This window comes from Bradyrhizobium sp. 521_C7_N1_3, from assembly GCF_052075975.1.
Taxonomy (GTDB): domain Bacteria; phylum Pseudomonadota; class Alphaproteobacteria; order Rhizobiales; family Xanthobacteraceae; genus Bradyrhizobium; species Bradyrhizobium japonicum.
On sequence record NZ_CP197232.1, the window covers coordinates 10,007,812 to 10,031,256 of the forward strand.

Annotated in this window: 18 protein-coding genes; 8 read left to right on the forward strand and 10 right to left on the reverse strand. The window is 65.0% G+C overall.

What is annotated here, in order from left to right; all coding sequences use genetic code 11:
• Window positions 1-184 precede the first annotated feature (184 nt).
• Genes AB7008_RS47515 through AB7008_RS47535 form a run of 5 tightly spaced genes read left to right on the forward strand, consistent with a single transcriptional unit; the run spans window position 185 to window position 5,659 of the window.
• Window positions 185-1,783, forward strand: coding sequence for an ABC transporter substrate-binding protein (locus tag AB7008_RS47515; protein WP_441261096.1), 1,599 nt, complete (start codon window positions 185-187; stop codon window positions 1,781-1,783).
• Between the two features lie 35 nt (window positions 1,784-1,818).
• Window positions 1,819-2,766 (forward strand): ABC transporter permease, encoded by a 948-nt coding sequence (locus tag AB7008_RS47520; protein WP_014491190.1) that lies wholly within the window; start codon window positions 1,819-1,821, stop codon window positions 2,764-2,766.
• A 9-nt stretch (window positions 2,767-2,775) separates the two neighbouring features.
• The gene (locus AB7008_RS47525) at window positions 2,776-3,669 is read left to right on the forward strand and encodes an ABC transporter permease (protein ID WP_041957043.1); all 894 of its coding nucleotides are present in this window, start codon (window positions 2,776-2,778) and stop codon (window positions 3,667-3,669) included.
• Entirely contained in the window at window positions 3,669-4,676 is a 1,008-nt protein-coding gene (locus tag AB7008_RS47530) for an ABC transporter ATP-binding protein (RefSeq protein ID WP_028149097.1), read from the forward strand. The genes AB7008_RS47525 and AB7008_RS47530 overlap by 1 nt, the downstream gene beginning before the upstream one ends.
• On the forward strand, window positions 4,673-5,659 hold the full coding sequence (locus AB7008_RS47535; RefSeq protein WP_038935745.1) for an ABC transporter ATP-binding protein: 987 nt from the start codon (window positions 4,673-4,675) through the stop codon (window positions 5,657-5,659). The genes AB7008_RS47530 and AB7008_RS47535 overlap by 4 nt, the downstream gene beginning before the upstream one ends.
• On the opposite strand, the gene AB7008_RS47540 is transcribed toward AB7008_RS47535, so the two are convergent.
• From AB7008_RS47540 to AB7008_RS47575, 8 genes are all read right to left on the reverse strand, one after another.
• Window positions 5,631-6,449, reverse strand: coding sequence for a hypothetical protein (locus AB7008_RS47540; protein WP_441261097.1), 819 nt, complete (start codon window positions 6,447-6,449; stop codon window positions 5,631-5,633). The genes AB7008_RS47535 and AB7008_RS47540 overlap by 29 nt on opposite strands.
• A gap of 247 nt (window positions 6,450-6,696) precedes the next feature.
• The gene (locus AB7008_RS47545) at window positions 6,697-8,670 is read right to left on the reverse strand and encodes an acetyl/propionyl/methylcrotonyl-CoA carboxylase subunit alpha (RefSeq protein WP_441261098.1); all 1,974 of its coding nucleotides are present in this window, start codon (window positions 8,668-8,670) and stop codon (window positions 6,697-6,699) included.
• Complete coding sequence (locus AB7008_RS47550) at window positions 8,667-10,283, reverse strand: acyl-CoA carboxylase subunit beta (protein ID WP_441261099.1); 1,617 nt, start codon at window positions 10,281-10,283, stop codon at window positions 8,667-8,669. Before AB7008_RS47550 ends, AB7008_RS47545 begins: the two co-directional genes overlap by 4 nt.
• Before the next feature lie 90 nt (window positions 10,284-10,373).
• On the reverse strand, window positions 10,374-11,240 hold the full coding sequence (locus AB7008_RS47555) for a 3-keto-5-aminohexanoate cleavage protein (protein ID WP_028155241.1): 867 nt from the start codon (window positions 11,238-11,240) through the stop codon (window positions 10,374-10,376).
• A gap of 200 nt (window positions 11,241-11,440) precedes the next feature.
• Window positions 11,441-12,241, reverse strand: coding sequence for a helix-turn-helix domain-containing protein (locus AB7008_RS47560; RefSeq protein ID WP_014491182.1), 801 nt, complete (start codon window positions 12,239-12,241; stop codon window positions 11,441-11,443).
• Between the two features lie 209 nt (window positions 12,242-12,450).
• A complete protein-coding gene (locus tag AB7008_RS47565) occupies window positions 12,451-13,107 on the reverse strand; it encodes a glutathione S-transferase family protein (protein WP_212095198.1) in 657 nt (218 codons plus the stop codon).
• Window positions 13,107-14,270: an acyl-CoA dehydrogenase family protein gene (locus AB7008_RS47570; protein ID WP_441261100.1), complete on the reverse strand. Its 1,164-nt coding sequence runs from the start codon at window positions 14,268-14,270 to the stop codon at window positions 13,107-13,109. The genes AB7008_RS47565 and AB7008_RS47570 overlap by 1 nt, the downstream gene beginning before the upstream one ends.
• 117 nt (window positions 14,271-14,387) lie before the next feature.
• Window positions 14,388-15,524, reverse strand: a complete 1,137-nt coding sequence (locus tag AB7008_RS47575) for an acyl-CoA dehydrogenase family protein (RefSeq protein WP_264621642.1) — start codon at window positions 15,522-15,524, stop codon at window positions 14,388-14,390.
• A 266-nt stretch (window positions 15,525-15,790) separates the two neighbouring features.
• Here AB7008_RS47575 and AB7008_RS47580 point away from each other — a divergent pair, with 266 nt between their 5' ends.
• Both AB7008_RS47580 and AB7008_RS47585 read left to right on the forward strand, forming a co-directional pair.
• Window positions 15,791-17,341 carry an acyl-CoA synthetase gene (locus AB7008_RS47580; RefSeq protein WP_441261101.1) on the forward strand — a complete coding sequence of 517 codons (1,551 nt, stop codon included), beginning with the start codon at window positions 15,791-15,793 and terminating at the stop codon, window positions 17,339-17,341.
• An 88-nt stretch (window positions 17,342-17,429) separates the two neighbouring features.
• Window positions 17,430-18,650: an ABC transporter substrate-binding protein gene (locus tag AB7008_RS47585; protein ID WP_028155247.1), complete on the forward strand. Its 1,221-nt coding sequence runs from the start codon at window positions 17,430-17,432 to the stop codon at window positions 18,648-18,650.
• Here AB7008_RS47585 and AB7008_RS47590 read toward each other — a convergent pair.
• Both AB7008_RS47590 and AB7008_RS47595 read right to left on the reverse strand, forming a co-directional pair.
• Window positions 18,647-20,137, reverse strand: coding sequence for a glycosyltransferase family 2 protein (locus tag AB7008_RS47590; RefSeq protein WP_441261102.1), 1,491 nt, complete (start codon window positions 20,135-20,137; stop codon window positions 18,647-18,649). The genes AB7008_RS47585 and AB7008_RS47590 overlap by 4 nt on opposite strands.
• Window positions 20,138-20,185: 48 nt before the next feature.
• On the reverse strand, window positions 20,186-20,956 hold the full coding sequence (locus AB7008_RS47595; protein ID WP_441261103.1) for a helix-turn-helix transcriptional regulator: 771 nt from the start codon (window positions 20,954-20,956) through the stop codon (window positions 20,186-20,188).
• Between the two features lie 187 nt (window positions 20,957-21,143).
• On the opposite strand from AB7008_RS47595, the gene AB7008_RS47600 reads away from it, so the two are divergent.
• Window positions 21,144-23,408 carry a marine proteobacterial sortase target protein gene (locus AB7008_RS47600; RefSeq protein ID WP_441261104.1) on the forward strand — a complete coding sequence of 755 codons (2,265 nt, stop codon included), beginning with the start codon at window positions 21,144-21,146 and terminating at the stop codon, window positions 23,406-23,408.
• The last annotated feature ends 37 nt before the right edge of the window (window positions 23,409-23,445 follow it).

Here is a 23,445-nt window from a genome sequence, read left to right on the forward strand (position 1 = left end):
GCGCAGGGACCATCCCTTCGCACCTGCACTCTCACATGAAGAGAGTGTGAACGCCTGCGGCCTTCCGTCATCCGAATTGTCGAGGCGGCGAGCGGCCTTGCCGGTTGCCTCGCTGCACGCGCGTCGCTATCGTCTGACAAACAGGCCGCAAAGGCCCAAAAGACGAATGTCCAGGGAGGATGAGATGCGGAGCGTGTGGGCGCTCGCCGCAGTGGCGGCGCTATCTGTGCTGACGGCCTCGACGACCGCGCTCGCCGGCGGGCCCAAGCAGGGCGGAATCCTGCGGATGTACCACCGCGACAGCCCCGGCAATGCTTCGATCCATGAGGGCGCGACCTATTCGCTCAATGTTCCCTTCATGCCTGTGTTCAACAACCTCGTCATCTACAAGCAGGACGAGGCGCAGAACAGGATGGACAACATCGTTCCGGAACTCGCCGAGAGCTGGGCCTGGGTCAACGACAACAAGACGCTGACCTTCAAGCTGCGCCCGGGCGTGAAATGGCATGACGGCAAGCCCTTCACCTCCGCGGACGTCAAATGCACCTTCGACATGCTGATGGGCAAGTCGCAGCAGAAGTTCCGGCAGAATCCGCGCAAGACCTGGTACGAACAGGTCAACGACGTCTCCACCAAGGGCGACCTCGAAGTTTCCTTCAACTTGAAGCGGCCGCAGCCGTCGCTGCTGGCCCTGCTCGCCTCGGGTTACACGCCGGTCTATCCCTGTCACGTCTCGCCCGGCGACATGCGCACGCACCCGATCGGCACCGGCCCGTTCAAATTCGTCGAGTTCAAGGCCAATGAATCGATCAAGCTGACCCGCAATCCCGACTATTGGCGCGAGGGGCGGCCCTATCTCGACGGCATCGAGTTCACCATCATCCCGAACCGTTCGACCGCGATCCTCGCCTTCGTCGCCGGCAAGTTCGACATGGCGTTCCCGACCGAAGTGAGCATTCCGCTGTTGAAGGACGTCAAATCGCAGGCGCCGAACGCGGTCTGCGTGGTCGAGCCCAACAATGTCGCCACCAACATCATCGTCAATTCCTCCGCGCCGCCGTTCGACAACATCGACATCCGCCGCGCCATGGCGCTGGCGCTCGACCGCAAGGCGTTCATCTCGATCATGTTCGAGGGCCAGGGCGATGTCGGCGGCACCATGCTGCCGCCGCCGAACGGGCTGTGGGGCATGCCCAAGGAGATGCTCGAGAGCATTCCCGGCTATGGCCCCGACGTGAACGCCAACCGCGAGGAAGCCAGGAAGCTGATGCAGAAGGCCGGCTACGGGCCGGACAAGCATCTCGCCGTCAAGGTCTCGACCCGCAATATCCCAGTCTACCGCGATCCCGCGGTGATCCTGATCGACCAGCTCAAGAGCATTTATATCGACGGCGAGCTCGACGTGGTCGAGACCGCGAACTGGTTCCCGAAGATCGCACGCAAGGACTACATGCTCGGGCTCAACCTGACCGGAAACGCCGTCGACGATCCTGACCAGTCGTTCTACGAGAACTATTCCTGCGGCTCCGAGCGCAACTACACCAATTACTGCAACAAAGAGATCGAGAAGCTGTTCGACGTGCAGTCGCAGGAGACGGACGTCAACAAGCGCAAGAAGATGGTGTGGGACATCGACAAGAAGCTGCAGGAGGACGTCGCCCGCCCGATCATCTTCCACGCGCGCACCGGCTCCTGCTGGCAGCCCTATGTCAAGGGCGTAACGGTGATGTCGAACAGCTCCTATAATGGGTATCGCTACGAGGACGTCTGGATGGACAAGTAGCGCAGGCGGCTGACGGTTTCGACAGGAGGCGATGCATGTTTGCCTATCTGGTGCGGCGCCTGTTCCTGATGCTCGTGACCCTGTTCGGGATCTCGGTCGTCATCTTCTTCCTGCTGCGCATCGTGCCCGGCAACATCGTCGACATCCTGTTTGCCGCGGCCGGCTACGTCGATCCCGCCGACAAGGCCAATCTGGAGAAGGAGCTCGGCATCGACCAGCCGCTGGTGGTGCAGTACTGGCACTGGATCAGCGGCTTTCTGCGCGGCGATTTCGGCTACTCCTATGTTTCGGAGAAGCCCGCGCTTCAGGAGATCCTGCCGCGGATCCCGATCACCGCGCGGCTCGCCGGGCTGGCGCTGCTGTTCTCGGCATCGATCGGCATTCCGCTCGGTGTCATCAGCGCGGTGAAGCAGGGCACGCGGCTCGACTACGCGTTGCGCGTCGTCAGCCTCAGCGGCTTGTCGCTGCCCTCGTTCTGGCTCGGCCTGCTGATCCTCACCGCGTCGGTGGCGATGTTCAACCAGATGCCGATCTTCAATCCGAATCCGAAGACCTGGCTCGAAGCGTTCGCGACCTACGCCGTGCCGGCCGCCGCCGTCGGCTTCCGCAGCGCGGCGCTGACCATGCGCATCACGCGATCCTCGATGCTCGAGGTACTGCGGCAGGACTATATTCGCACCGCCCGCGCCAAGGGCGCGTCCGATGCCGCGGTGAACTATCATCACGCGCTCAAGAACGCGATCCTGCCGGTCATCACCGTGATCGGCATCGAGGCGGCATTCCTGATCGGCGGCCTGATCGTCACCGAGACCGTGTTCAACATCCCCGGCGTCGCGCGCTTCCTGGTCGAGGCGATCCGCTGGCGCGACTACCCGATCGTGCAGAACCTCGTGATGCTGATTGCGGTCGTGGTGGTGAGCGCGAATTTCATCGTCGACATGCTCTACGCGGTGTTCGACCCGCGTATCCGGTATACGGATTAGGAGATCAGCTTGGCTGCAATCGACTATGACGTTGAACTGAGACGCGCCGGCGCGCATGCGACCGGCGGTTGGCGACGCGTGCTGTATTTGGCGCAGCGGCACGTGCTGGGCGCTGCCGGGCTGATCATCATGACGCTGTTCGTGCTCACGGCGATCTTCGCCGATTTCATCGCGCGTTACGATCCGCTGACCATCGACGCCGCCCGTGCGCTGGCACGGCCGAGCGCGACGCACTGGATGGGCACGGATTCCTTCGGCCGAGACGTGTTCAGCCGCATCATCCACGGCGCGCGCATTTCGCTCGCGGTCGGCATCGGCTCGACGGCACTCGGCGGCACCATCGGGGTCATCGTCGGGCTGACTTCCGGCTATCTCTCCGGCTGGGTCGATCTCGTATTCCAGCGCGTCTCCGACATTCTTCAGGCGCTTCCACTGCTGGTCCTGGCGTTGATCATGACCGCCGCGCTCGGTCCGTCCCTGCCGAACGTCATCATCGCCATCGCCATTCCGCTGATCCCGACGGTGTCGCGCGTCATTCGCGCCAACACGCTGGCGCTGCGCGAACTGCCCTTTGTCGAAGCCGCCAAGTCGATCGGTATGAGCGAGGTGCGGATCGCGCTGCGCCACGTGCTGCCGAACACGCTGGCGCCGCTGATCGTGCTCGCGACCGCGCAGCTCGGCTCGACCATCCTCACCGAGGCTTCCCTGTCCTTCCTCGGCCTCGGCATTCCCGAGCCCTATCCGTCGTGGGGCCGCATGCTGTCGGAATCCGCGGCCGAATATGTCCGCACCGCACCGTGGCTGGTGATCTTCCCCGGCATCGCGATCAGCCTCGCCGTGTTCGGCGCCAATCTGTTCGGCGACGCCCTGCGCGACATCCTCGATCCCCGGCAGCGCGGCTGATGGCAGACAAATCCGATCTCGTGCTCGATGTGAAGAACCTGAAGACGGTGTTCTTCACCAATTCCGGTCTGTTCAAAGCCGTCGACGATGTCTCCTTCACCGTGAGGCGCGGCGAGACGCTGGCGATCGTGGGCGAATCCGGCTGCGGCAAGAGCGTCACCGCGCTGTCCTTGATGCGGCTGGTGCCCGATCCGCCCGGCCGCATCGTCGGCGGGTCGGTCACGCTCGAAGGCACCGAGCTGCTGGCGCTGGATGAAGCCGAGATGCGCGCCGTCAGGGGTAATCGCATCTCCATGATCTTCCAGGAGCCGATGACCTCGCTCAATCCGGTGATGCGGATCGGCGACCAGATCGTCGAGGCGGTGCGGCTGCACCGGGCGATGCCGGCCAGAGAGGCGCGCGACATCGCGGTCGAGATGCTGCGGCTGGTACGCATTCCCGAACCGGCGCGGCGCGCGCGGGAATATCCGCATCAGCTCTCCGGCGGCATGCGCCAGCGCGCGATGATCGCGATGGCGCTCGCCTGCAGGCCGGCGCTGCTGATCGCGGACGAGCCGACCACTGCGCTCGACGTCACCATCCAGGCACAGATCCTGGCGCTGATCCTCGACCTCCAGAAGGAGCTCGGCACCGGCCTCGTGCTGATCACGCATGATCTCGGCGTCGTCGCGCAGACCGCGCAGCGGGTGATCGTGATGTATGCGGGGAAGAAGGTGGAGGAGGCAACGGTGGAGGCGCTGTTCGCGGCGCCAAAGCATCCCTATACGCGCGGGCTGATGGCCTCGATCCCGGCGGTGCCGGCGTCCGGCATGCCGGCGCAGGCTCGGCTGAACGAAATTCCCGGCACGGTGCCGTCGCTGGTGCGGTTGCCGAAAGGCTGCGCCTTCGCACCACGCTGCAAGCTCGCGATCAAGCGCTGCGAGGCCGAATATCCGCCGCTGGCGGACTGGGGCGGCGGCCATCTCGCCGCGTGCTGGCGCGCAGCCGAAGTGGCGGAGGTGGCATGACCGAGGCGCTGCTCGAAGTCACCGATCTCAAGAAGCACTACGCGGTGCGCGCCGGCGTGTTGCGGCGGCAGGTCGGCACCGTGCATGCGGTCGACGGCGTCTCGTTCTCGGTTCATACCGGCGAGACGCTCGGCCTTGTCGGCGAGTCCGGCTGCGGCAAGTCGACGGTGGCGCGCAGCGTGCTGCGGCTGGTCGAGCCGACTTCGGGTCAGATCCGCCTTGATGGAGAAGACATCACCCGTCTCTCCAAGACCGCGCTGCGGCCGCATCGCCGCTCGATGCAGATCGTGTTCCAGGACCCGTTCGCTTCGCTCAATCCGCGCATGACCGCCGGCGACATCGTCGGCGAGCCGCTCGCCGTGCATGGGCTCGCAAGCGGCAAGGAGCTGGAAGCGCGTACCGCAAAACTGTTCGAGCAGGTCGGCCTGCGGCCCGATCAGATGCGCAACTTCCCGCATCAATTTTCCGGTGGCCAGCGCCAGCGCATCTGCATCGCGCGCGCGCTGGCGCTCGGGCCGCGTTTGATCGTCTGCGACGAACCGGTCTCCGCGCTCGACGTCTCGATCCAGGCGCAGGTGATCAATCTCCTGATCGACCTGCAGAAGCAGCACGGCTTCTCCTACCTCTTCATCGCGCATGACCTCGCCGTGGTCGCCCATATCAGCCACCGCGTCGCCGTGATGTATCTCGGCCGCATCGTCGAGATCGCCGACAAGGACGAGTTGTTCCGCAATCCGCGCCATCCCTACACGCAGGCGCTGCTCGCGTCAGTGCCGGTTGCGAACCCGTTTGCCAAGAAGCTCGCGCCGCTGGTCGACGGCGACGTGCCGAGCCCGGTCAATCCGCCCTCCGGCTGCGCGTTTCACACCCGCTGCCGGTTTGCGATCGAGCGGTGCAAGACGGAGCGGCCGGCGCTGGTGAACGCTGGTGATAGGCATCAGGTGGCGTGTCTGCTCAACGAGGGGACGGGGCGGGGCCAGTAGCAACAGGCCGCAACGCCCGGATCACCGGCCAGGCCGCCAGCGCGGCGGCCAGATGCTTGAGGGTGTGGCCCGAGACAATGTGGCCTGTCGCTTCAAATATGGTCACGTCACCCAGTTCGAAAAGCTTGGCCAGCGCGTAAAAGAAGATCACGCCGCCGAACGGCACGCCAAGTGCGCCGGGCCGAGGCGGGGTCAACGCCAGTCCTACAGCGAGTGCCATGCCACCGAACTGCACGACCACCCATGGCGTGAGGTTTTCGCGTGCGACCCAGGCTGCGAGCAGGCCTGCAACCGTCACCAGCACCACCACCGCCTGACCGGCACGCACGCTGACGCGCTCGCCGGCGGCGATGCCCAGAAAGCCGGCGAAGGCCACCGCCATGCCGAGACGATCGGCGACGAGCCGCTGCGGCGCGTCGGGCTCGAGATGATAGATGCTCGATCCTATGCAGGTGAGGATCAGTCCCACAAAGAGGAAGCGTGCACCCACGGGCGCATCATTGCGGGCTCGCAGGCGCACTAGGCCCCAGACGCCCATTGCCAGGAAGGCAAGATTGCTCAGCACATCGCCGGCGTTGTGCAGACCCAGCCACGTGCGGGTGTCGACGAAATGCGGTGTGTGCCATGCGGAGGCGGGCAGCGCGGGCGCGAGGAGCGCCACCAGCGTGAGGACGGAGAGCGCGGCGATCAGATATTTTTCGCGGACTTGCGGCGCGGCGAACGAGAGCCGGCGGGACGCTGACGGCAGCAGGGCATCGGTCTCTCGGGCGTGGTGATTTGCGCGCAACATGCAGGCCTCCACATGATTTGACATCGCTCAATATTGGTAGCTCAAAACTGAACAATGTTCAATAATAATTGTGAGTGAGACAAAATAAGGCATATCATATTGGAATTATTTGGTTTTATTGGGACACCCGCGTGCAGTGGCGTAGGGTGGGCAAAGCGTAGCGTGCCCACCATCGCGATCGCCGGACGTTGGTGGGCACGGCGCTTCGCGCCTTTGCCCACCCTACGCGTGCGGCGCTCGCCGCCGACTAAGTCCCGATCTCCGCGACGATTCTGCCCGTCGTGACCTGCTCGCCTTCGGCGACGTCGATCGCGGCGACCACGCCGTCGACGCCGGCCTTGTGGACGTGCTCCATCTTCATTGCTTCCAAGGTCATCACCGGTTGACCGGCGGTGACGCGGTCGCCGGGCTTGACCAGCACGGCGACGACGCGGCCGTTCATGGCGGCGCGGACTTTGCCATCGCCGCCATTGGTCGCGGCCGCCTTCGGCGCGGCGAGGGTGAGATCGGTGACCGCAAGCGGGATGCCGCGATGCTGGAGGTAGAGCCGGTCGCCGTCGCGCAGGAATTTTGCGCTGTCCATTACGCCGTCGTGGCGGAAGCGGATGGCGTCGGCATCGAGCTGGTCGATCTCGAACTTGTCCCGACGGCCGTCGGCGGCGACGATGTAGCCGCCATCACGCTCACGCGTGACTTCGAGCTCGTGGGTGTGGCCGGCGATCTCGACTTTCGCCGGCAGCGGGAATGTTGCCGCCAGGCTCCGGCCACCTTGCCACGACGGCGCGCGCGGATTGGTGACATAGAGCAGCAGGCCCGCCAGCGCCGTATCGAATGCAGCATTCGCCGGCGGCGCCAACAGTTCGTCGCGATGTGCGCCGATGAAGGCAGTCGTCGCCTCGCCCCTGGCAAATCCGGGATGGCGCAGGCAGGACATCAGGAACGCCTGGTTGGTGGTCACGCCAAACGCAGTGAGTTGCTCCAGGCCGACGATCAGCCGCCCCCTCGCCTCCTCCCGTGTCGCGCCATGGCTGATCACCTTGGCGATCATGGAATCGTAGAACGGCGGGATCTCCGCGCCCGATTGCAGCGCGTGCTCGACGCGGACGCTGTCAGGCACCTGCCAGCACGCCATGCGGCCGGACTGCGGCATGAAATCCTGCGCGGCATCTTCCGAGCACAGCCGCACCTCGATGGCGTGGCCTGAGAACTTGATGTCCTGCTGCTTCACCGGCAATGGCTCGCCGCGCGCGATACGCAGCTGCAGCTCGACGAGATCGAGCCCGGTGATCGCCTCGGTGACGGGATGCTCGACCTGGAGCCGCGTGTTCATCTCCATGAAGTAGAATTCGCCGCTCGCGTCGAGCAAAAATTCCAGCGTGCCGGCGCCCTCATAGCGCAGCGCCTTGACCGCGGCGACAGCGACCTCGCCCATTTTCGCGCGCAGCTCCGGCGTGACCGCCGGCGACGGCGCCTCCTCGATCAGCTTCTGATGTCGCCGCTGCACCGAGCAGTCGCGCTCGCCGAGGTGGATGGCGTTGCCGTGGCTATCGCCGAACACCTGGATCTCGATGTGGCGGGGATTCTGGATGGCGCGTTCGAGGATGACCGTGGGATCTCCGAACGCGGCCTTCGCCTCCGACCGCGCGCTGCGCAGCGCATCGGGGAAGGATGCGGCATCGGTGACGAGCCGCATGCCACGTCCGCCGCCGCCGGCGACCGCCTTGATCATCACGGGGAAGCCGATCTTCCTGGCTTCCGCGAGCATGACCTCGTCGCTTTGGTCGGCGCCCTGATAGCCGGGCACGCAGGGCACGCCAGCCTTCTTCATGATCTCCTTGGCGCCGGCCTTGTTGCCCATCGCCTCGATCGCCTGCGGCGAGGGGCCGATGAAGACGAGGCCGGCGTCCTTGCACGCTTGCGCAAAGTCCTCGTTCTCGGCGAGGAAGCCGTAGCCGGGATGGACGGCATCCGCGCCGCTCGCCTTGGCCGCGGCGATGATCGCGGGAATGTTGAGATAGGATTGCGCCGGCAGGGCTTCGCCGATGCGCACGGCCTGGTCGGCCTGCCGCACATGGATCGCATCGCGATCGGCATCCGAATAGACCGCAACGACGCCGAGGCCGAGCTGCCGCGCGCTGCGCATCACGCGCAGTGCGATCTCGCCGCGGTTGGCGACCAAGACCCTGAAGAACGGCCGGTGTTGCACTGATCCGTTCCTCATGGGCGGGCCACCGAGAATTGCATGCGCTGGGGCGTGCGCGCATCGCCCTCGCGGCAGATCGCCAGCACCTCGGACAGCACCGCGCGGGTGTCGCGCGGATCGATCACGCCGTCGTCGAGCACGCGCGCGCTGGTCGAGAACACGTCCATCTGGCCGTCGAATACGCCGATGATCTGCGCCTTCATCGCGTCGAGCTTTTCTTTCTCGACCGGCTTGCCGCGGCGCGCGGCGGCGGCCTCGGTCACGATCGCCATGGTTTCGGCGGCCTGCTCGCCGCCCATCACAGCGGTCTTGGCGTTGGGCCAGGAGAAGCAGAAGCGCGGATGGAAGCCGCGTCCGCACATGCCGTAATTGCCGGCGCCGAACGAGGCGCCGCAATAGATGGTGATCTGCGGCACCGTCGCAGACGTGACCGCCTGGATCATCTTTGAGCCGTGCTTGATCATGCCGGCTTCTTCATAGGCCTTGCCGACCATGTAGCCGGTGGTGTTGTTGAGATAGAGCAGCGGCGTGCGGGTCTGGCAGCAGGCCTGGATGAAATGCGTCGCCTTGTTGGCGCCGGCGGGATCGAGCGGGCCGTTGTTGGTGATGATGCCGATCGCCTTGCCCTCGATGCGGGCGTGACCGCAGACGGTGGCGGGGCCGTAATTGGGCGCCATCTCGGTGAAGTCGGAATCGTCGACGATGCGCGCGATCACCTGCTTCATGTCGACGGTGCGCTTGTGGTCCATCGGCATGATGCCGAGCAGCTCGTCCTGGTCGTAGCGCGGCGGCTTGAATTGCGGAGCCGCTCGGCCTGGTCGCTGCCATTCCAGCGCCGCCATGATCTCGCGCGCGATGCGCAGCGCATCGCGATCGTCCTCCGCGAGATAATCGCCAAGGCCGGAAACCTGCGTGTGCATCTCGGCGCCGCCGAGCTCTTCCTCGGTCGCGATTTCGCCTGTCGCGGCCTTCAGCAGCGGCGGCCCGGCAAGGAAGGCGCGGGTGCGGCCGCGGACCATGACGATGTAGTCGGACAGGCCGGTCTGGTAGGCGCCGCCCGCGGTGGACGAACCGTGCGTGACGGTGACGACCGGCAGCCCGGCCGCCGAAAGCCGCGCGAGATTGCGAAAGATGTTGCCGCCGCGGACAAAGTCCTCGACGCGGTAGCGCAGCAGATTGGCCCCGGCGCTTTCGACGAGCTGAACGTAAGGCAGCTTGTTCTCCAGCGCGAGCTCCTGCACCCGCAGCGTCTTGTCGAGGCCGTAAGGCTGGAGCGCGCCGGCATCGATGCCGGCATCATTGGCGCTGACCATGCAGCGGACGCCGGAGACGAAGCCGATGCCGGCGATGACGCCGCCGCCGGGCACGCTCTTGTTCGCATCCGGCACGTCGAACATGTAGCCGGCAAGCGTCGACAGCTCGATGAAGGGCGCGCCGGGATCGAGCACCAGCGCGACGCGTTCGCGCGGCAGCAGCTGGCCGCGCTTGTGGAAGCGATCCTTTGCCGCCGCCGACGCCGCACGCGTGCGCTCTTCCAGCGCGCGCATGCGGTCGATCAGCGCGAGCATGCCGTCACGGTTGGCGTGATAGGCAGTGCTGCCGGGGGAAATGGTGTTGTCGAGAATGGACACAGTTTACTCCGTCATTCCGGGGCGATGCGCAGCATCGAACCCGGAATCTCGAGGTTCCGGGTTCGCGCTATGCGCGCCCCGGAACGACAATTACCGATTCGTCCCAAAGATCTTCCGCGCCTCGGCGGGGCTTGCAATCTCGCGGCCCGCGCGGCGGGCACAGGCGGCGATGGCCTCGATCAGCTGACCGTTCGACGTCACCTTCTTGCCGTCGGCGAGATAGAAGGCGTCCTCCAGACCGGTGCGGAGATGGCCTCCGAGCTCGGCGCAGCGCTGATGCAGCGGCCAGATCTCCTCGCGGCCGATCGCCGTGACCTGGAAATGCGCCTCGGGCCGTTTCAGCTTGATCAGGATCGGCAAGAGATCAGGATCGGACGGCATGCCGGAGGCAACGCCCATCACGAAATTATACTCGAGCGGGCCTTTGTACATGCCGACCTGGTGGTACATGCCGACGCAGCGGACGATGCCGACGTCGAAACATTCGAACTCGGGGATGGTCCCGACCGCGTTCATGACGTCGAGATAGTCCTTCACCTTCTCGACCGCGTTGTCGAACATCATCGGCGGCCAGGCCCAGGTGTTGTCGGCCTTGACCTTCAGATAGTTCAGCGAGCCGGCGTTGCAGGCCGCAATCTCCGGCCTGGTCTCGCGGATGCAGTCGAGTGCGCCGCTGTAGTTCGGCCCTGAGACGCCCGAGGTGTGATTGATGATGACGCCGGGACAGGCCTCGCGGATGGCCTGCTGAATCTCCTTGCTGACACTCACGTCCCAGGACGGCAGATGTCCCTTGTCCGGCGCCTGCTGGCGCAGATGGATGTGCATGATGCTGGCGCCGGCATCGAACGCAGCCTTGGCTTCGCGTGCCATCTGTTCGGGCGTCACAGGCACGTTGTGCTGCTTCGGGTCGGTGAGCACGCCGTTCAGCGCGCAGGTGATGACGGCCTTGTCGCTCATGCCACTAATATCTCGCACGTTGAGAATTCAACGCTTGCGATCATGTGACGCGCGGCATGCGGCTTCTTGCGCGGAGAAGCTAGCTAAAAGACGAGCTATCGTAGGTGGGCAAAGGCGCTTTGCGCCGTGCCCACCACACGTCTCAACGCCTGGCGAAGATGGTGGGCACGCTTCGCTTTGCCCACCCTAAGAGAGCGCGCCTAGCTGGCCTCCGCCAGCCGCACCGTCTCGGTGCTGCGGTAGATCGCAAGGTCGCGCGAACCGACGAAGATCGCACGCGGCTTCAATCCGTAGAAGCGCCGGATCGAATGGCTGAAATGGGTGCTATCGGGATAGCCGATGTCCTGCGCGAGGTGGGCGAGGTTGAGGTCCTGGTTGGCGAAGTGCAGCAAATGCCGCGCACGCTTCCAGGCGCGGAATGAGCGGAACGAGATGCCGGTCTCCTCCTTGAACAGATGCAGGAAGCGCGAGGCCGAGAGGCCCGCTTCGGCTGCGCACGTATCCGCCGTCACCGGCTCACCGGAGAAGCGGCCGATGCGGGCGACGGCGCGCATCACGCGCGGATCGAGCACGCGACGCGGCAACGCCTCGCCAAAGCACATCTCGTCGAATTCGGCGGTGGTGATGTCGCCATAGCGGCGCTGGCGCAGCAGAGCGTAGGCGGCGAGGATCTTGCGGGCATAGACGGCCCGGTCGGGTCCGGTCAGCCGCTCGGCCAGGGCCTCGATCACGCCGTCCGGCATGCTTTCCGGCTCGAGCGTCACGCTGATTGCAGTGCGGTAGTCGCTGGCGATGGAATGCCGCTGGTTCGGCAGGGTCACGAACAGCTCGCCGGTGGCGAGAACGTCGTCGATCGTCAGATGCAAGCTGCCCTTCACCGCGACATAGACGTGGCAGCAGCCGGGGGTGCGCTTGCGGGGGCGGCCGAGCAGGCCGGCATAGAATACCCGCTCCGGCGTGATCAGCATCAGATGGTCGGATTCGCGACCGTTATCTTCCATTGGGATCCTCCTCGCGCGGCTCTTTGGCCGCTGCGGACGGAGGTCACCTTAGCGGAAATTTGGGCGCTGTCACGGCGCGATAGCGCTGTCATGACGCGCAAAAAATCGTCGTTCCGGGTCGACCGAAGGGCGAACCCGGAACCTCGCGCTGCAACTTCGAGATTCCGGGTTCGCGCTATTGCGCGCCCCGGAATGACAGTGTTCGCAGGTTACGCCCTCACACGCGGCGCAACATTCTGCTCGGCACCGGCCTTCTGCTCCGCAGCAACCGCGCGCTTGAAGCCGTCGCGCTGCTGCAACCGCGCCCAATAGGCTGCGACATTTGGCCCGAAATCCTTGGCGAGCCCGATGTTGCTGGCGAGGCGGAGCGCGTAGCCGATGACAATGTCAGCGGCGGTGAAGCGGCCCGCGCACAATGTTTCGGCATTCGCCGTCGCTGCCTCGACGGCGCGCAGCCGCCCCAGGAACCATTTTGCATAGTCGGTGGCGACCTGCGGATTGCGGCGCTCCTCCGGCTCGAGCTGGGTGTAGCGGAGCACCAGCGTCTGCGGGAACGTCAACGTGGCATCGCTGAAATACATCCAGTTCAGGAACGCGCCATAGGCGGGATCGGCGACGTCCACCATCAGCGGCGTCGGGGCGTATTTGGTGCCGAGGTAATGACAGATGCCGGAGGACTCCGTCATCTTGGTCTCGCCGTCGACCATGAAGGGAATCGTGCCCAGCGGATTGAGCGCGAGATATTCCTTGGCGAAGACCCGCGGCGGGAATGGCAGCATCTTCAATTCATACGGAAGCCCCATCTCCTCCAGCATCCAGAGCGGACGGAACGAGCGCGCGGCGTCGCAGTGATAGAGCGTGATCATCAGGAAATACCTTTACTGCCGGGCAGCGTGCCCATCATCTTGCACAGGACCATCAGCATCACCTCGTCGGCACCGCCGCCGATCGATGTCAACCGGCTGTCGCGATAGGCACGGCTGACCGGCGTCTCGTTGGTAAAGCCCATTCCGCCCCAATATTGCAAGCAGGCGTCGGTGAGCTCGCGGCCGAGCCGGCCGGCTTTCAGCTTGGCCATGGTCGCAAGCCTGGTCACGTCCTCGCCGGCCACGAGCTGCTCGGCGGCGCGATAGATCAGCGCGCGCAACAACTCGACTTCGGTCTGCATCTCCGCGAGCTTGAAGTGCACGACCTGGTTGTCGAGGATCGACTTCCCGAAGGCCTTGCGGTTGCTTGTGTACTCGATGGTCTCGTTGATGATGTATTCATGCGCCTTCAGGCAGGCCGCCGCGCCCCAGAGCCGTTCCTCCTGGAACTGGATCATCTGGTAGGTAAAGCCCTTGCCCTCCTCGCCGATCCGGTTGCGCTTGGGCACGCGGACATTGTCGAAGAAGATCTGCGCGGTGTCGGACGAGCGCATGCCCATCTTGTCGAGCTTTCGCGCGACCGTGACGCCCTTGCTCTTCATGGGCACGCAGATCAGCGATTTGTTGCGATGAACCGGCCCCTCGCCGGTGTTGGCGAGCAGGCAGATCCAGTCGGCCTGGGTGCCGTTGGTGATCCACATCTTGCCGCCGTTGATGACGTAGTCGTCGCCGTCAGAGCGTGCATTTGTCTTGATCGAGGCGACGTCCGAGCCCGCGCCGGGCTCGGAGACGCCGATGCAGGCGACGTAATCGCCTGATATCGACGAGCTGAGGAATTCGCGCCGCACCTCGTCCGAGCCGAACCGCGCCAGCGCCGGCGTCGCCATGTCGGTCTGCACCCCGATCGCCATCGGCACGCCGCCACAGGTGATGGCGCCCAGCTCCTCCGCCATCATCAGCGCATAGGAATAGTCGAGGCCCGAGCCACCGAACGCGACCGGCTTGTTCAAGCCGAGGAAACCGAGGCTGCCCATCTTCTTGAACAGCTCATGCGCCGGGAAGATGTCGGCCTTCTCCCACTCATCGACATGAGGATTGATCTCGTTGGCGATGAATTTTTGTAAGGAGCGGCGGATATCGTCGTGGTCGGCGCTGAATAGCATTCTGGTCCCTTTGTCATTCCGGGGCGCGCGTAGCGCGAACCCGGAATCCATTTCTCTACGGTTCACGCGGCCCGATGGATTCCGGGCTCGCGCTACGCGCGCCCCGGAATGACGGGCTCACAAGCCCATCTGCCGGCTGGCCAGATCCTTCATGATCTCCTCGGTGCCGCCGCCGATGGCGTTGACCTTGACCTCGCGGTAGATGCGCTCGGCCTTGATGCCGCGCATGAAGCCGGCACCACCAAAAATCTGCACGGCTTCCGAGGCGCAGAACGCCATGGTCTGCGTCGCCTGGTTCTTCATCATGCAGATCTCGGCGACCGGGCTCTCGCCCTGCTCCAGCCGCCAGGCCAGCATTTCGAGCATCGCCTGGGATGCCGCGACCTTCTGCGCCATGTCGACGATCTTGTGCCGGATGACCTGGTGCTGGGCGAGCGGCTTGCCGAAGGTCTTGCGCTCCTTGGCATAGGCGATCGCCTCGTCGAGGCAGACCCGCGCGAAGGCGGTGCACCCGGCCGCCATGCCCATGCGCTCGCTGTTGAAATTCCGCATGATGATCTTGAAGCCCTGGCCTTCCTCACCGATCAGGTTTTCGACCGGCACGCGGCATTCGTCGAAATGCAGCGTCGCGGTGTCGGAGGCCCACCAGCCCATCTTCTTCAGTTTTGTCCTGGACAGGCCGGGCGTGTCGCCCTCGATCAGGAGCAGGCTGACGCCGCCGGCGCCCTCGCCGCCGGTGCGCACCGCAACGGTCAGATAGTCGGCGCGCACGCCCGAGGTGATGAAGGTCTTTTCGCCGCTCACGACGTAGTGATCGCCGTCCCGTCGCGCCCTGGTGCGGAGGTTCGCGACGTCCGAGCCGCCGCCCGGCTCGGTGATTGCCAACGCGGAGATCTTCTCGCCCGACAGCACTTGCGGCAGCACGCGCGCCTTCACTTCCGGGCGCGCCGCCCGCGCGATCGGCGGCGAGCCGATGGTATGGCTCATCAGGCTGGCGCTGACCCCGCCGGCCCCCGCACGCGCCAATTCCTGGCTCGCGACGATCTTCATGAACTGGTCGGCGGCGATCCCGCCATATTCCTCGGGGAATCCGAGCCCCAGCAGGCCAATCTCGGCCGCCTTGCGATAGAGCACGCGAGGAAATTCGCCGGCCTCGTCCCATTCATGGGCAAAGGGCGTGATCTCCTTCTCGACAAAGCGGCGCATCACCTCGCGGAAGGCGTCATGCTCGGCGGTATAGAACGGGCTCTTCATGGTCGTCTCGCCCTGCTGGCGGATTCGTGTTGGCCACCATGGCCGGAACATCTGCCGTTCACTTGCGCAGAGTGGCTGACCGGGGGAACCACCCCACGCAGCCTAAGGCCTAGCAACTCAACGCAAGACGATTTTCGCCCCCCGCAGGCCAACTCCGGGTCAAAAAAAGACGTGGCGCACAAACTCCGGCTGGCCCCAGGGCCACGCCGGGCATGGTGCCGGCAAATAGGGACGCAGGCGGCACAAGACCGCCGAGGGAGGGATTTTTGGCCGTTCGCTATTACGACTGGATCGTCCATCACGGCCGCCGCACGCCTGACAAGGTCGCGGTGATCGACCTCGCGAGCGCGCGCCGCTTCACCTATTCGCAGTTCGACGACCGCGTCTCGCGCCTGGCCGGATTTCTCCGTGACGCGCTCAAGGTGTCGCGCGGCGACCGCGTCGCGGTGCTGGCGCTGAACACGACCGATACGCTGGAGGTGCAGTTCGCCTGCGGACGGTTAGGCGCGATCTTCGTCCCCCTGAACACCCGCCTCACCGTTCCCGAGCTCCAGTTCATCACCGGCGATTGCGCGCCGAAGGTGATGATCCACGACACCGATCTCGCCGAGACCGCGCTCGCCGTCGCAAAGCTCTGCAACGTCACGACCAGCCTGCTGCTCGGCCCCGGCGGCAGCTATGAGGCCGGCATCGCGGCCGCCAAGCCGCTCGCCCGCGCCGAGGAGGTCACGCTCGATGACGTCTCGACCATCATGTACACGTCGGGCACCACGGGCCATCCCAAGGGTGCGACCATCACCCATGGCATGACGTTCTGGAATTGCGTCAATCTCGGCGGCCCCGCCTGCATCGGGCCGGCCTCGGCGCTGCTCACCGTGCTGCCGCTGTTCCACACCGGCGGGCTGAATTGCTACACCAACCCGGTGCTGCATGCCGGCGGCACGGTGATGATCATGCGCGCCTTCGATCCCGGCACGGCGCTCGGCCTGATCAACGATCCCGCGCAGGGCATCAACGTCTTTTTCGGCGTGCCCGCGATCTACCAGTTCATGGCGCGGCATCCTGCCTTCACGACAACTGACCTGACCCGGCTGATCGTCTGCGGTGTCGGCGGCGCGCCGATGCCGGTGCCGCTGCTCAAAGTCTGGGAGGCGCGCGGCGTCGCGCTGCAGCAGGGCTACGGCATGACCGAGACCTCGCCGGCCGTGCTGGTGCTGGATCGCGAGGATGCGGCACGCAAGGCGGGCTCGGCCGGCAAGCCGGTGCTGCACACGGAAGTCCGCATCGTGCGCCCCGACGGCAGCGATGCCGATGTCGGCGAACTCGGCGAGCTCTGGGTCAAGGGCCCGAACATCACGCCGGGCTATTGGAACAGGCCGGAGGCGAACAAGACGTCCTTCACCGACGGCTGGCTGCACACCGGCGATGCGACGCGCGTCGACGAGGAAGGCTTCTACTATATCGTCGACCGCTGGAAGGACATGTACATCTCGGGCGGCGAGAACGTCTATCCGGCCGAGGTCGAGAATGTCCTGCATCAGCTCACCGCGATCGCGGAAGCCGCGGTGATCGGCATTCCCGATCCGCAATGGGGTGAGGTAGGCCTCGCCATCGTCGCGGCCAAGCCCGGTCAGCGGTTGACCGAGGCGGATGTCTTCGCCCATTGCGCGGCCAACCTCGCGCGCTTCAAATGCCCGCGACAGGTCCGCTTCGTCGATGCGCTGCCGCGCAACGCCACCGGCAAGATCCACAAGCCGACCTTGCGGAAGGAATTCTCGGTGGCCTCCGAAGTCGACAAGAAAGTCGCCAACGCCTGATCAAAGCGCCCCTTGCGGGCGCTTCTTCGTTTCTGACGTGCCTGCTCCAACCCAGAAGAAACCGCAAAGAAAACCCCAAGGAATTTTCATGAACAAGAAACTCTCCCTGCTTGCCGCAGCAACGGCGTTGACGCTGCTTGCGACCCCGTCCGCGTATGCGCAGAAGGCGTACGACACCGGCGTCACCGACACCGAGATCAAGATCGGCAATGTCGAGGCCTATTCCGGTCCCGCCTCCGCCTACGGCATCATCGGCAAGACCGAGGAAGCCTATTTCAAGATGATCAACGACCAGGGCGGCATCAACGGCCGCAAGATCAACTGGATCTCCTATGATGACGGCTACTCGCCGCCGAAGACCGTGGAGCAGATCCGCAAGCTGATCGAGAGCGACGAGGTCTTCCTGGTCTTCAACGCGCTGGGCACACCGACCCAGACTGCGGTGCAGAAGTATCACAATTCCAAGAAGGTGCCGCAGCTCTTCCTGGCCACCGGCGCCAGCAAATGGAACGACCCGAAGAACTTCCCCTGGACCATGGGCTTCCAGCCCAGCTACCGGGTCGAGGCACAGATCTTCGCAAAATACATTCTGAAGGAGAAGCCGGACGCGAAGGTCGCGATCTTCTATGCCAACGACGATTTCGGCAAGGACTACCTCGCCGGCATCAAGGACGTGTTCGGCGACAAGGCATCGAAGCTGATCGTGGCCGAGGAGAGCTACGAGACCTCGGAGCCGTCGATCGACGCCCATATCGTCAAGCTGAAGGGCACCGGCGCCGATGTCTTCGTCAACATCGCGACCCCGAAATTCGCGGCCCAGGCCATCAAGAAGATCGCGGAGCTGGAGTGGAAGCCGATGCACCTGATGACGGACGTCTCGGTGTCGATCGGCGCGGTGATGAAGCCGGCCGGCCTCGAGGCATCCGAGGGCGTGCTGTCGGCCGGCTATCTGAAGGATGCGTCGGATCCGCAGTGGAAGGACGACGAGGGCATGAAGAAGTTCATGACCTTCATCGACAAGTACATGCCCGGTGCGAACATCTCGGACGCCAATCTGGTCTACGCCTATGCCGCGGCCCAGACGATGGTGCAGGTGCTGAAGCAGTCGGGCGACAATCTGACCCGCGAGAACGTGATGAAGCAGGCCGCGAGCCTGAAGGACTTCGTTCCCGATACGCTGATCCCGGGGATCAAGATCAACACCTCGGCCACCGACTTCGCGCCGATCGAGCAGCTCAAGATGTGGCGGTTCAAGAAGGGCCAGTGGGAGCTGTTCGGCGACATCATCAGCGCCGAAACGGGCGGCTAGCCACGCATCGCAGCAACGGGCGGAGACGTGCAGCTGACGTCTTCGCCCGCGCTGACGTCGATCCCCGCGACCGGCAGGCCGAGCCGGCGCGGGTCATCGATGGCCGCAAAGCGCGGACATGCCCATGCCAGGATCGCCCCGCCCGATGGCGGCAGATCGAGCTGAAGAATAAAGGCACCCGCGTCGATCGCGGTCGCGGCATCCGCAACGCGCACGCCGTCGAGATAAAACTGCACGCCGATCCGATCCAGCGGCCCGCGAATTTCCGGCGACGCGATACGAATGATGGTGCGCCCAGGCGGTGCCTCGATCCGCACGGCGGCTTCCGGCTCGCTCCAGCGGAAGCTGCGGCCCTGCCAGACCTCCCAGGCATGGAAGCCGGCCTGTGCGACCATCTGATCGCCGAGACTTTGCGCAGCTCTGCCAAGGCGTCCCCGAATGCCACGGATACAATAGAGGCGCTGATAGTGGATCAGCGCGGCGATATAACGCTTCAGCCAGCGCGCGATGCTGCCGCGAGAGCCGCTCATGGTGAGCAGGGTCAGGCTGCAGCGCGCATAGCCTGCCGACACACGTGCAAGACCAAGCGCAAGGCGGTCGCCGGCCAGTGCGATCGCGCCCCAACGCACGATCGCCTGCAGGCCTTCGCCGGTCACGCCGCCGGCGCGCATCCGTGCACCAAAGGCGCCGCGCGCCAGCGCGACGTTGAAATCGCCGCGGCTGCTCCATTCGATCGGAATGTCGAGCAGCTCGCTGCCGGGATCATTGCGCGCTTCGCTGAGATAGCGGATCTCGCCCCGCACGAAATCGAGCGTGAATGTCTTCAGTTCGCCGATTTCACCGATATAGTAATGATGGAAGCGCGCCTCCTCGAGATATCCGATCGTATGGCCCCTCGCGTGATACGTGGCGGCGAGCACCCATTCGGCGAAATGGCCGAGCTCCTCACGCAAGCCGCCGCATTCCCAATAGACGTCGCGCCGCGTCACGAAGCACTGGTCCAGCACCTTGCGCCAGGGATGCTGCTTCATGCCGAACTCGATGTCGGCCTGGTACATGGCGGCCTCGGCCACGGACAGCCGGTTATGGCAGATCGGCACCGACTGGCAGGAGAACCCAGCCCAGTCGGGACGCGCGTCGATCGCGCGGATGCAGGCCTCCATCACGTCAGGCTCGGGTCGGCAATGCGATTCCGTGAAGAACAGATATTTGCCGCGGGCCTTGGCGGCGCCGAAGGCGCAGAGCCCGATGTCATGGTCCGAATTGGTGAATTCGAGACGTGCTTTGCCGCCGGCCAGCGCCTTCAGCTCGTTGAGTGCCTTGAAATCAGGCGGCACCACCAGAATGATTTCGTAAAGCGATTTGTCGGCGGTCTGCGACGTCCACCCGAGCCAGGACAGCTCCCACTGCCCGCGGTGTTGTTCCAGCGGGATGATGATGGAGAACAGCGGAGATTCACCGCCGTATGGTGCGGGCACGTCCTGCATGTTCCCTTATAGACGCACGCGACGCCATTCCGGACTCTTTCTCGCGGACTATACCGACAGAAACAACGCGAACGATTCCTCCACCGTGCGGCGCAGATGCTTTCCATACAATGCGTGGTTGGCATCGTCGGGGCCGACCCGTCCCAGCGACGGCTTCGCGACGTTACGAAGCGGCACATAGGCGATCGGCGCCGCGATCGGCGTCAGTTGCGAGCCGGGTCCGGCGCGGAGCGTCGAGATGATGCCGTACATCTCGCCGGCGACCGTCGGCCGCGACACCGTGATCACGCGATGCTGGCCGTGCTTGATGATGACGAGATAGATGAAGCCGGACTGATGCGGCACCGCAACCTCGCCGGTGTGCTCATAGGCGGCATCGGTCCGCTCGCCCTCGCGGAACACCAGCGAAGACACCTTCGGCTCCCATACGATCTCGGTGCGATAGGCGAAGATCGCATCCTTGTCGCCGAAGGACGGCCGCAGCGTGATGTAGACATCCTCGAGCCAGGTCACCGCGCGATGCGCATAGGAGCCGAGGCTGTCGGGCGCGACATCGTTTGCGGCCGGAGGCGTCATCACGGCGGCGCTTTTGCGCAAGGAGACGCCCAGCGCCTGCTCCAGCCGCACGGTCGTTGCCAGCGTGAACGGCCGCCGGCCGCCGAGCACCTTCTCCAGCGTCGACAGGCTGAGCTTGGCCTGCTCGGCCAACGCCTGCCGGGAAATCCGGCGCCTGGCGAGCTCCTCGCGAATGGTCTCCGCGACCTCGCGGCTCTGCTCGTCCGAAAGCTGCCTGTCGGTGACTTTATCCTGCGTCTGCATCGTCAACCCTGCTCCACGGACGCCAGTCTAGCAGGGCGGACAAACCAGCACAAAACCGTACATGGCCATTCTGGCCGCGGCCCGCCCGGGCCGGCCGTGGCGGAACATTGCCGATCATTCTGCTCGCGCATTCAGGCGCTCCCGACGGATGCTCCGAGTCAGCGAACACCCTTCGGGAGCAGGCGAAATGGATAGCTACGACACAGCCGACAGCGACGAGCACCCCATGCTGGGGCGGCTGATCAAGCTCGGATTGTTTCTTCTGGTGCAGGGCATCGCGGTGATGCTGGTCGCCTTCGTGGCCCTGCTCGTGAGTTTTGAGCCCGGATGGTCGGCGACGACGGAGCAGGCCAGCCTGCTCCAGCCCGGCGAGGCCAAATCCGGCACCCTTCTCCTGAAGGAGGACGGCGCCTGCACGGAGGCGATCCGCCTCGGCATCGACGTCGACATCACAGTGTCAGGCCCGACGCTGCGCGCCCGCGTCACCCAGGCCTTCCGCAATCCCACCAAGGACTGGGTCGAGGCGACCTACGTTTATCCGCTTCCCGCCGGCGGCGCCGTCGACACGTTGAAGATGGTGGTCGGCGACCGCGTCATCATCGGCGACATCAAGGAGCGGCAGCAGGCACGCGTGATCTACGAGCAGGCGCGCCGCGCCGGCCAGAAGGCCGCGCTCACCGAGCAGGAGCGGCCGAACATCTTCACCAATTCGGTCGCCAATATCGGTCCCGGCGAAACCGTGCTGGTGCAGATCGAATATCAGGAGCCGGTACATCAATCCGGCAATGAATATTCGCTGCGGCTGCCGCTGGTGGTCGGGCCGCGCTACAATCCGGCGCCGATCGTGCAGAGCGTCGACTTCCGCAAAGACGGCTCGGGCTGGGGCGCAACCAATTCGGAGCCGGTGCCGGACCGCGACCGTATCTCGCCGCCGGTGCTGGATCCCGCCGGGAACGCGCCGGTCAATCCGACCAGCATCACGGTGCGCCTGAAGGCAGGCTTCGCGCTCGGCGAGGTCAGGAGTCACCACCATAACGTCAAGGTCGAGAGCCCGGACAATGCGACGCGAATCGTCACGCTCGCTGACGGCGCCGTGGCCGCCGACCGCGATTTCGAGCTGACCTGGAAGCCGGCCGCGGAGAAGGCACCGTCGGTTGGCCTGTTCCGCGAGCGTGTCGGCGGGGCCGATTATTTGCTCGCCTTCGTCACCCCGCCCAGTGCCGAGCAGACGACGCAAAAGCCGCTGCCGCGCGAGGTCGTGTTCGTGATCGACAATTCGGGCTCGATGGGCGGAACGTCGATCGTTCAGGCCAAGGCCAGCCTGACTTACGCCCTCTCTCGCCTTCAACCCAACGACCGGTTCAACGTCATCCGCTTCGACGACACCATGGACGTGCTGTTCCCGGCCTCCGTGCCGGCCGACGCCACGCATGTCGGTGAAGCCACTTCGTTCGTCAGTGCCTTGCAGGCCCGCGGCGGCACCGAGATGGTGCCGGCGATGCGCGCGGCGCTGACCGACAAGGCTGGCGACACCAGCATGGTGCGCCAGGTGGTGTTCCTGACCGACGGCGCGATCGGCAACGAGCAGCAATTGTTCGAAACGATCACGGCGATGCGGGGCCGCTCGCGCGTGTTCATGGTCGGCATCGGATCCGCGCCCAACACCTATCTGATGACGCGCGCCGCCGAGCTCGGCCGCGGCGCCTTCACCCATATCGGCTCCGTCGAACAGGTCGAGGAGCGCATGCGTGGCCTGTTCGCCAAGCTCGAGAACCCGGCAGTGACCGGCCTCAGTGCAAAATTCTCCGAAGCCAAGGCCGACGTCACGCCGGCGATCATTCCCGACGTCTATCGCGACGAGCCGCTGGTGCTGGCGGCAAAGCTCGACAAGCTCGCGGGCTCGCTCGAGATCAAGGGACGCGTCGGCGACCGCCCGTGGTCGGTGACGCTGCCGCTGCAAAACGCCGCCGAAGGCAAGGGCCTGTCAAAACTCTGGGCCAAGCGCAAGATCGGCGACGCCGAGGTAGCGCGTGCCATGCGCGAGAGGACGCCCGAGGACTCCGACAAGGCGATCCTGACGCTGGCGCTCGACCATCAGATCGTCACGCGGTTGACCAGCCTCGTCGCGGTCGACAAGACGCCGAGCCGCCCCGAGGGAGCACCGCTCAAGCTCAGCGAGCTGCCGCTCAACCTGCCGGCCGGCTGGGATTTCGAGAAGGTGTTTGGCGAGCGGCTGCATCTGACGCCCACACAGTGGCGCGAACGCCATGCAGATGCGCGCAACCAGCCGTCGACGAAGCGGCCGACGCCCGCCGCGCCGGATGCGATCCGCCTGCCGAAGACCGCGACCTCGGCCGAGCTCAAGATGATCGCAGGCTTCATCCTGATCGTGCTCGCCCTGATCCTGTACGTGTTCAACCGGCGTCAGCCCTTGCTCACTGACGCTGCTTGAGAGAGGAGCCTCCCCGAACTCCTCTGTTAGCGCGCGC

Bases quoted from the DNA above. Each gene is read 5' to 3' on its own strand.
- AB7008_RS47570 (WP_441261100.1), bottom strand. From the start codon at position 14,270: ATGCTATTCAGCGCCGACCACGACGATATCCGCCGCTCCTTACAAAAA.
- AB7008_RS47520 (WP_014491190.1), top strand. From the start codon at position 1,819: ATGTTTGCCTATCTGGTGCGGCGCCTGTTCCTGATGCTCGTGACCCTG.
- AB7008_RS47575 (WP_264621642.1), bottom strand. From the start codon at position 15,524: ATGAAGAGCCCGTTCTATACCGCCGAGCATGACGCCTTCCGCGAGGTG.
- AB7008_RS47555 (WP_028155241.1), bottom strand. From the start codon at position 11,240: ATGAGCGACAAGGCCGTCATCACCTGCGCGCTGAACGGCGTGCTCACC.
- AB7008_RS47545 (WP_441261098.1), bottom strand. From the start codon at position 8,670: ATGAGGAACGGATCAGTGCAACACCGGCCGTTCTTCAGGGTCTTGGTC.
- AB7008_RS47515 (WP_441261096.1), top strand. From the start codon at position 185: ATGCGGAGCGTGTGGGCGCTCGCCGCAGTGGCGGCGCTATCTGTGCTG.
- AB7008_RS47530 (WP_028149097.1), top strand. From the start codon at position 3,669: ATGGCAGACAAATCCGATCTCGTGCTCGATGTGAAGAACCTGAAGACG.
- AB7008_RS47560 (WP_014491182.1), bottom strand. From the start codon at position 12,241: ATGGAAGATAACGGTCGCGAATCCGACCATCTGATGCTGATCACGCCG.
- AB7008_RS47595 (WP_441261103.1), bottom strand. From the start codon at position 20,956: ATGCAGACGCAGGATAAAGTCACCGACAGGCAGCTTTCGGACGAGCAG.
- AB7008_RS47590 (WP_441261102.1), bottom strand. From the start codon at position 20,137: ATGCAGGACGTGCCCGCACCATACGGCGGTGAATCTCCGCTGTTCTCC.
- AB7008_RS47540 (WP_441261097.1), bottom strand. From the start codon at position 6,449: ATGTTGCGCGCAAATCACCACGCCCGAGAGACCGATGCCCTGCTGCCG.
- AB7008_RS47565 (WP_212095198.1), bottom strand. From the start codon at position 13,107: ATGATCACGCTCTATCACTGCGACGCCGCGCGCTCGTTCCGTCCGCTC.
- AB7008_RS47585 (WP_028155247.1), top strand. From the start codon at position 17,430: ATGAACAAGAAACTCTCCCTGCTTGCCGCAGCAACGGCGTTGACGCTG.
- AB7008_RS47535 (WP_038935745.1), top strand. From the start codon at position 4,673: ATGACCGAGGCGCTGCTCGAAGTCACCGATCTCAAGAAGCACTACGCG.
- AB7008_RS47600 (WP_441261104.1), top strand. From the start codon at position 21,144: ATGGATAGCTACGACACAGCCGACAGCGACGAGCACCCCATGCTGGGG.